This is a genomic window from Moorena sp. SIO4A1 (assembly GCF_010672065.1).
In the GTDB taxonomy this organism is placed as follows: domain Bacteria; phylum Cyanobacteriota; class Cyanobacteriia; order Cyanobacteriales; family Coleofasciculaceae; genus Moorena.
The window spans coordinates 1-8,096 of the sequence record NZ_JAAHHX010000125.1 but is presented as its reverse complement, the minus strand read 5'-3'; the positions used below and the strand labels follow the sequence as shown (position 1 = coordinate 8,096).

Annotated in this window: 11 protein-coding genes; 5 read left to right on the top strand and 6 right to left on the bottom strand. The window is 44.2% G+C overall.

Annotation, left to right across the window (positions count from 1 at the left end; translation table 11 throughout):
- Positions 1-140: inorganic diphosphatase (locus tag F6K53_RS34360; protein WP_293083790.1), on the bottom strand; the 140-nt coding region annotated here is incomplete at its 3' end.
- Between the two features lie 295 nt (positions 141-435).
- Here F6K53_RS34360 and alr point away from each other — a divergent pair.
- The 3 genes from alr to tsf all read left to right on the top strand — a co-directional run bounded on the left by alr (position 436) and on the right by tsf (position 3,734).
- Complete coding sequence (gene alr, locus F6K53_RS34355; protein ID WP_293083787.1) at positions 436-1,662, top strand: alanine racemase; 1,227 nt, start codon at positions 436-438, stop codon at positions 1,660-1,662.
- Between the two features lie 426 nt (positions 1,663-2,088).
- Positions 2,089-2,919 (top strand): 30S ribosomal protein S2, encoded by an 831-nt coding sequence (gene rpsB, locus F6K53_RS34350; protein WP_293018820.1) that lies wholly within the window; start codon positions 2,089-2,091, stop codon positions 2,917-2,919.
- A 158-nt stretch (positions 2,920-3,077) separates the two neighbouring features.
- Positions 3,078-3,734, top strand: coding sequence for a translation elongation factor Ts (gene tsf / locus F6K53_RS34345; RefSeq protein WP_008189236.1), 657 nt, complete (start codon positions 3,078-3,080; stop codon positions 3,732-3,734).
- Between the two features lie 318 nt (positions 3,735-4,052).
- Here tsf and F6K53_RS34340 read toward each other — a convergent pair whose 3' ends face one another.
- Complete coding sequence (locus F6K53_RS34340) at positions 4,053-4,595, bottom strand: DUF4351 domain-containing protein (protein WP_293065405.1); 543 nt, start codon at positions 4,593-4,595, stop codon at positions 4,053-4,055.
- Positions 4,549-4,806 carry a DUF2887 domain-containing protein gene (locus F6K53_RS34335; protein WP_293065402.1) on the bottom strand — a complete coding sequence of 86 codons (258 nt, stop codon included), beginning with the start codon at positions 4,804-4,806 and terminating at the stop codon, positions 4,549-4,551. The genes F6K53_RS34340 and F6K53_RS34335 overlap by 47 nt, the downstream gene beginning before the upstream one ends.
- Positions 4,807-4,821: 15 nt before the next feature.
- Between F6K53_RS34335 and F6K53_RS34330 the strand changes: the two genes are divergently transcribed.
- Both F6K53_RS34330 and F6K53_RS46145 read left to right on the top strand, forming a co-directional pair.
- Positions 4,822-5,349: a hypothetical protein gene (locus F6K53_RS34330; RefSeq protein ID WP_293065399.1), complete on the top strand. Its 528-nt coding sequence runs from the start codon at positions 4,822-4,824 to the stop codon at positions 5,347-5,349.
- On the top strand, positions 5,309-5,446 hold the full coding sequence (locus tag F6K53_RS46145) for a DUF4351 domain-containing protein (protein ID WP_364301365.1): 138 nt from the start codon (positions 5,309-5,311) through the stop codon (positions 5,444-5,446). The genes F6K53_RS34330 and F6K53_RS46145 overlap by 41 nt, the downstream gene beginning before the upstream one ends.
- Before the next feature lie 86 nt (positions 5,447-5,532).
- Here F6K53_RS46145 and F6K53_RS34325 read toward each other — a convergent pair whose 3' ends face one another.
- The 3 genes from F6K53_RS34325 to F6K53_RS34315 form a co-directional block, all read right to left on the bottom strand.
- Positions 5,533-5,742, bottom strand: coding sequence for a hypothetical protein (locus tag F6K53_RS34325; protein WP_293065396.1), 210 nt, complete (start codon positions 5,740-5,742; stop codon positions 5,533-5,535).
- Positions 5,729-6,214 (bottom strand): PIN domain-containing protein, encoded by a 486-nt coding sequence (locus tag F6K53_RS34320; protein WP_293065393.1) that lies wholly within the window; start codon positions 6,212-6,214, stop codon positions 5,729-5,731. The genes F6K53_RS34325 and F6K53_RS34320 overlap by 14 nt, the downstream gene beginning before the upstream one ends.
- 344 nt (positions 6,215-6,558) lie before the next feature.
- Positions 6,559-8,096: WD40 repeat domain-containing protein (locus F6K53_RS34315; RefSeq protein WP_293083784.1), on the bottom strand; the 1,538-nt coding region annotated here is incomplete at its 5' end.

Sequence of the window (8,096 nt, the reverse complement as noted above, 5' to 3'; positions counted from 1 at the left end):
GATGCATAAAGTACCCGGTCAAGGGCAAAGGCTTCTAGATCCTTGTCAAACTCATACTTATTTTTACTACCTGCGGGAATTTCAATTAAAACGTTGATCAGACCTGGTTTAGGTTGAGCAGGAATCTTTGATAAATCCATGAACTATATGTTTCAAAAAAACAGCAGATGTGGGTTATCTCATCTTTAGTGCTTAAGACATCCTAATAGCTGCTGTAATACTTACCTAAATAAATCCCATAGTTCAGGATTTTTTAGGTAGGTAGAATAGCCAACCGATCAGATTATCCTGAGCAGGGTGCCGTTCAATGCCAACTATATTGAACTACTAGCCCCGTGCAACATTGTGACATCTCACCGCAACTTTTCAAAGCGCCATTCGGCCTATAGTGTGTAATGTGTGTGTAATGTGTGAGTAATTGAGGAGTGAATTCCGATGGGAGAGCTTCAGCAGAGGATTGGTATAACACCATTACAGTCCGAATCTGTCACACAAATCCTAGGGGATAATACTGACTGTCTAACTGACCCGTTCTATCCTGGATTACGCCAAAGAGCCTGGGCGGAAATTGATCAAGTTGCTTTGTATCAAAATTTACGGCAAATACAGCAGCTGTTGCGCCATACTACCCAACTAATGGCAGTAGTGAAAGCCGATGCCTATGGCCATGGTGCTCTAACCGTTGCCCGCACAGCTATAGAAGCTGGTGCTGGGGGGTTATGTGTTGCTACTGTCTCAGAGGGCATTCAACTCAGGCAAGGGGGAATTAAGGCCACTATACTCTTGTTGGGAGCGACTAATACCCCAGAACAAGTCAAAGCGATCGCTCACTGGCAATTGGAACCAACTTTGTGTAATCCTCAACAAGCGTTAGTGTTTTCGGAAACCTTGAGTGGTCTAAACCAAACCCTGCCAGTGCATCTGAAACTAGATACAGGAATGTCCCGGTTGGGAATGCCTTGGCAAGATGCTATCGAGTTTGTACGCCTAGTCCAACAATTACCTAACTTGGAAATAGCTAGTGTCTATTCCCATCTAGCTACTGCTGATAGTCCTGACCCCACAGTGATGAGACAGCAGCATGAAAGGTTTAAAAACGCGATCGCACAATTAAAGGCTGGTGGCATAACTCCACCCCGATTACACTTGGCCAATTCCGCTGCTACCTTAACCGACTCAGCATTGCACTACGATTGGGTGCGTGTAGGATTAGCCGTCTATGGTCTCTACCCAGCAGAGCATCTTCAAAATGTTATTCACCTCAAGCCAGTGATGCAGGTAAAAGCCCGGATCACCCAAATTAAAACTATTCCGCCTGGAACTGGTATCAGCTATGGCCATCAATTTATTTCAAATCGACAGATGCGTCTAGCAGTAGTCGGTATTGGCTATGCTGACGGTGTTCCCCGAAATCTTTCCAATCGCATCAATGTCATCATCCAAGGGCAGCAAGTTCCTCAGATTGGCGCAATTACAATGGATCAGCTCATGCTCGATGTTAGTGATATTCCTAATATACAAGTTGGGGAAATTGTTACCTTAATTGGACAGGATGGGGAAGAGCAAATCTCAGCAGATGACTGGGCTATGGCTTTAGGCACCATTTCCTGGGAAATTATTTGTGGTTTTAAGCACCGACTACCCCGTGTAGTAGTAGGGTAAGCGGTCAGCGGTCAGCGGTCAGCGGTCAGCGGTCAGCGGTCAGCCGTTGGCCACGCTAAGGGAACAGCCGTGAGCTAAAGCTCACGCTGCTTGAGGTGCTTATTTTATTCAAAAGCACCTCAAGTAGCCTGGCCTACGGCCAATGGCTGATCGCTGTTCGGTGTAGCGTGCGCGTAAGCTGATAGCTGATAGCTGATAGCTGATAGCTGATAGCTGATAGCTGATAGCTGATAGCTGATAGCTTACCAATTAACAATTTTAATGTTTTTGTAAGAAAATTCATCCATCTAATCCCTTTGCCATTAGGGATTCAGAATGTGTTACCCTAAAAGGGTTTTATAAACATCGCACATCCAGGGTTTCGGGTGTTTCTAAAGGGAAATCCACCTGGATGGAGGTTAAACCCGAATTAGGAGTTGAAAAATTATGCCTGTAGTTTCTTTAGCTGAAATGCTAGAGTCAGGGGTTCACTTTGGTCACCAGACTCGCCGATGGAACCCCAAGATGGATCCTTACATTTACACTGCTCGCAATGGTGTCCACATCATTGACTTGGTACAGACAGCTCAGCTGATGGAGGATGCTTATCACTATATCCGGACCTCATCAGAACAGGGCAAGAGATTTCTGTTTGTAGGTACTAAGCGCCAAGCTGCTGGAATTATTGCCCAAGAGGCAAGCCGTTGTGGTGCCTACTATGTTAACCAGCGCTGGCTAGGTGGTATGCTCACCAACTGGGAAACAATTAAGACCAGGGTGGAGCGACTGAAAGATTTAGAGCGTCGGGAAACCAGTGGTGCCCTTGACTTACTGCCAAAAAAAGAAGGCTCTATGCTGCGTCGGGAACTAGGCAAGCTTCAGAAGTATCTAGGTGGCATCAAAATGATGCGTAAGGTTCCCGACATAGTCATAATCATAGACCAAAAGCGTGAGTACAACGCTATTTTGGAATGTGAAAAGCTAAGTCTACCGATTGTATCACTATTAGATACAAACTGCGACCCTGATTTAGCCGATATTCCGATTCCAGCTAATGACGATGCGATCCGGTCGATTAAGCTAATCATAGGTAAACTGGCTGATGCCATTTACGAAGGCCGTCATGGTGAGCTAGACACCGCAGAGGAATACGAATACGAAGAATTTGAAGAGGGATTAGAGGAGTTTCCAGACGAGGAAGAAATTCAAGAGACTGAACAAAGTGAGCAAATTGAATCCGTAGATCAAGGAGATAACCAGGAGACTGAGGAAGAATAGTTAGTTATCTTCGAACTTGAAGCCCCACGCTGAATTTACCCTTTGATAAAAATCAACTAGCTTTCAGCGTGGGCTGGTAAGCCCATACTCACGGATCGAGTAGTGTGGGAAGATATCACGGTGTAATCAGTTTCACTAACAGTAGGAACAAAAACAACATGGCGGAAATTACAGCAAAACTTGTCAAAGAGCTACGGGAAAAAACCGGCGCTGGCATGATGGATTGCAAAAAAGCTCTCGTAGAAAGCGACGGAGACATGACCAAAGCTATGGAATGGCTGCGGAAAAAAGGCATTACCTCAGCTGAGAAAAAATCCGGTCGTGTGGCAGCAGAAGGAATTATCGGCAGCTACATCCACACTGGTGGTCGAGTCGGTGTACTCGTAGAAATTAACTGCGAGACCGATTTTGTTGCCCGCCGCGACGAGTTCCAAGCCCTAGTCAAGAACGTCGCCATGCAAGTAGCAGCTTGCCCTAACGTTGAATACGTGAAGGTCGATGACATCCCTCAAGAGATTGTTCAAAAAGAAAAAGACATTGAAATGGGTAGGGATGACCTAGGCAAAAAGCCAGAAAACATCAAAGAGAAAATTGTTCAGGGTAGGATTGAAAAACGCCTTAAAGAACTCTCGTTGATGGATCAACCTTACATTCGTGATCAAAGCATCACAGTGGAAGAATTAGTCAAGCAATGTGTTGCCCAGTTGGGTGAAAACATCCAAGTGCGTCGCTTCACTCGCTATGTCTTGGGTGAAGGTATAGAAAAGGAAGAAAGCAACTTTGCTGAAGAAGTTGCTGCCCAAATGGGTTCTTAAACCGAAGCTTACCTTTGAGCTTCACCCTTGAGCTTGATCAACACGCTTCACTTATTTCGGAGATAGGGAAGATCAGCTAGTTTAGCAGGAGCCTCACACCATAATCTTTGATTTGGTGTGAGAGGAATGCGCGGTTCCACCCGGGGGTTCAATGCCCCCGTATGGAACCAATCACAACGCTTTCACAGGCAAGTCGTCAGATGGCCCTGATGGCTCCAAGGGCAGACTTGACCTCACCAAGTGTTCAAGGCATTGTAAAGTTGGGAGTTTTTTTCACAGCATTTCTAGAGTATGAGTGGTATCAACTCCATGTGAGCATTATTGGTCTACCCGTGACAACCAACTCAAGAAATCTTCCCAACTTTTTAACTCAAAAATAATATCTGTTAACCCTTCCAAATTTGACAAAGACAAACCTTGAACTAAGTTGTTTATTTCCTCGGTCATTTCTGGGAATCGTTTTTTCAGCAGACGCATGACCAAAATCTGTGCCTCAGTGATGCGACCTTCTTGATGACCTTCTTGATGACCTTCTTGATGACCTTCTTGGTGACCTTCAGCCTTAACTTCCCGATAAAATCTGGTCTGTTTCCATTCAGTAAGTCCAAACATCGCTTCCAATTCCCTCCAAGGACGTTCAGGAAATTTATACACTAAGGCTTGTTCTACTAATTCTATCGCATTTCTCTGCTGTGCTACTGGTAGAGCCCTCGCACATCTTTCTAGTTGCTGTACTCTGTGTTGGACATTGGTCTCTGGTTCCACTACCAGGCGTATCAGTCCCAATCCGATTGAGTCTGAGGTGTCTGGAGTTTCATCGAGGGTTTTGTGAGCGCAGATATCCTGTTTGGACTTCGCCATCGTAACATCTCGGAATCCCTGTATCCAAGCTGCGCTTAGCCCAAAATACTACCGCTTGCCAACCATGTCGCCAGCGATTTTGTCCCAAGTAGACAAACACTTCTTGCATCAAGCGGTAGTACAAGTCTTCATCTTCGAGCGGATGCCTTGATTTTGCTGAATTCTGATGATTTCGTGCTTCACGTCGAGTTTCAGACTCAACCTGACTCAACTATGGGCTTGCTGAATGGCAGATTACCGCCTGAGAGTTTTCCGCCGTTTTCCCAATAAGCAGATGCGCCAAGTGGTCATTTACTTGACCCGTTCAACTTCTGAACTTGTTTATCAGACAGCGTTTGAGATTCCTGGTACTCGTCACGAATTCGAGGTCATTCGGCTATGGGAACAACCAACTCAGCTGTTTCTGGAATCGACGGGGTTATTGCCCTTGGCTGTACTGACACAAACCCCCGATGCTGCTCAAACCTTACGTCAGGTGGCTGCAAGAGTTGAGACGATTCCAGAAATTAGGATACAGAGCAATGTGGCTGCGTGCGCTGGGATTCTAGCAGGGCTATTCTTAAAGAGGGACTTCATTAACCAGATTTTACGCACAGATATCATGCAGCAGTCTGTAATTTATCAAGACATTAAGGATGAAGGCCGTCACGAAGGGAAACAATCTCTCATCCTCCGCCAACTATTGCGTCGCATTTCTAGAAGTGTCCCCAGACATGCGAGTGCAGGTTCAAGCCTTATCCCTCCCTCAGCTTGAAGCTTTGGGGGAGGCGTTGTTGGACTTTACGAAACCCGAGGATTTGGATGAATGGATGCGTTCACTATCTGTTGCTGATAGCAAATCGAACTCCTAGGTAATGCTTTCGGTGTGATTGGCCGTAGGCCACGCTACGCGATTGACCGTAGGTCACGCGGGGCGCGTTCGCTAGCTGCAACAGAATCATTGATTTTCAAGGTCTTGTTTTGCTCTAATTTCTTGAATATCTTGCCAAAAATCAGATCTTGTCACATTTTTTAGAGACTGTTGACGTTCTTGAGTATAATCACCAAAACCCCATCCTACATCTTGTAAAAAACGAATTGTATCAACTTGCCCTAATTCCTTAACTAAGGCATAATAGCCTTTTTGTCTTAATTCAATTGGTGTCATTGTTGTTATTTCCTTTTAATACAAAAGTGTTCATTAACCAAGTGACAGGATTATCTAATTTTACTTTTAAGAGATGGCTATACTTAATTGCTTTCTTGAGCAATCTATCATCCGTTGTCAATAATACATCTACCTTAGCAGTTTCAGCGCAAGCAATATGAAAAGAATCATACAAACCAAATCCTAACTTTTCTATTTCTTGAGAACGTTTATCTATTTCATCGGTTAAAATTATTGTATTTTCAGCAACCCGTAATAATTTTCTAATCCTGTCTAGTTTGTCAAGATTAACCATTCGGTTTAATTCTGCTTCTATAGCTTCACTACTTACCAGCTTCCATTCTTCTGAATAAAACCGCTGAAAAATATCTAGGATTGTTTGTCCTTCTAATCGAATTCTATCTTGTCGCCAATCATCAAAAGGACGATTTAAGCAACAAACATCAAGATAAATTAAGTAAGATTCAGCCATTACTACCCCTTGGTTTAATCATACCTCGAAGCGATGCAGCGCGGTCTTGGGAAGGCAGCGCCTTCACGCGGGGGTTTCCCCCATGAGCGACTGCATCAAGAAGGGAATTGTAATCAATAGCTTAAGTTTAGCATTCGATCCCCATTTCATCGATGTCGAGTGATTCGCTTCAAAGTTGAAAGAAGTGATGCTTCTTTGGAGCCGCTGCCCGATTGGCCGTAGGCCACGCTAAAAGCGATTGACCTTTGGTCACGCTACGCGAACGCAAATTCTTATACAATTAGAAAGATGAGCCAATTGCCAAAAACACAATCGTGGCTACCAAAACTTTTACATGAAGGTAACTACTTGTTAACATTGTCGCAAAGATGGCGATCGCTTTCCTCGACATTGGGGTTATTCTCCAAATAGTCACGCACCCAATTGCAACCCCGCACCATGAGTTGATCGAAGGATTCAATTTGCCACAACCTCACTATTTGATCGTTGGCAACCATAGCCAGTTGCTTACCATCCGGGCTAAAATTGAGATCGAAGACCTGACCTCGAGACTCTGCGTTGAATTCTGCCACCTGCTCCTTGGTCTCTAGATCCCATAACTTAGTGATACCATCTAGTCCAGCAGTTGCAAGTAATTTGCCATCAGGACTAAAACTTACCTCCATTGCCCCATTTGCAGATCCTTTGAATTGGGCTAACTCTTTGCCATCTAGGTTCCACAAACAGACGGTGCCGTCTCTGGCGGCGGTAGCCCTTAACTTGTTATCAGGACTAAAAATCACCTCATCGATTATACCAGCAGAGTGACATTCCGAGAATAAACTAGTGTCTATGGGGTCTTTGCTAACTTCATCACTTGACCAGGATAATTTAGAAGTATCAACTTTAAAATTATGACTCGAATCAGAAACTTGATTAGATTTAAAGTCCCAAATACGGATGATGCCATCTCTACCTGCGGTAATTAACTGCTGACCATCAAGGCTGAAAACTGCTCTTTCTATCCAAGTGTGATTTGTTTCGATTGTAATATCAGAAGGCTCAGACGGGTTATCTAAAACTAATGTGTTTTTATAATAAGAAGGAAACCTTTTATGTTCTGGAAAAGTGGCGATCTTACCATCACTGCTATAAATTTTATCTACCATCGAGAATTGCGGTTCTCCTTTAAATTGGTTTTCGGATATTTCTTGACCTGATAAGTCCCAGTACCTAAAAAAACGAGTATCATTCCTGCTACCGCGAGTAGCAAGTTGCTCGCCATCTTGGCTAAAGACGACATCCCAACCGCGAAATTTAGACCCAAGATTTACCTCAACCTGCTCTTGAGTTTCTAAGTTCCATAAAGCCAAGGTATAAATCCTACCAAGAGCTCCAGAAGAATCTATACTGGTGTTAATGGTAGCCAGTGAACTGACATCAGGGTTAAAACTGGCACTTTCAACCCAGCCTTCAGGCCCTTGGAAACAATCATCATTTAGAAGTTTGCCTGACCTGTCCCACAAGCAGATGATTCCCGTGTTATCAACGCTAGCGATTCTGCTGTCATCGGGGCTAATACCAAGACCGATGACTGTGCCTTGATGTTTTTCCAGGCGATTCCGTTCTCTTACTCCATAAGCCACCTTGTGCAGTGTTTTTGTAACTTGTATTTTTAGCTTAGGGTCTGGCTTGAATAAGGATAAGTATCCCGGCCAATCTTGAATAGATTTTGCTGCCCGTAAACTGGCAAGCAAAGCTTCTAAATCTGGATAGAATCCAAATTTGGCTTCAGCGGCTTGCCGATCGGCCTTAATTTGACCGAATAGGGCGTTTCTTTGACCAATTAAGGAGAATAAACCTGTAATTAACCCTACTATAACTGCGATCGCAACACCCGAAT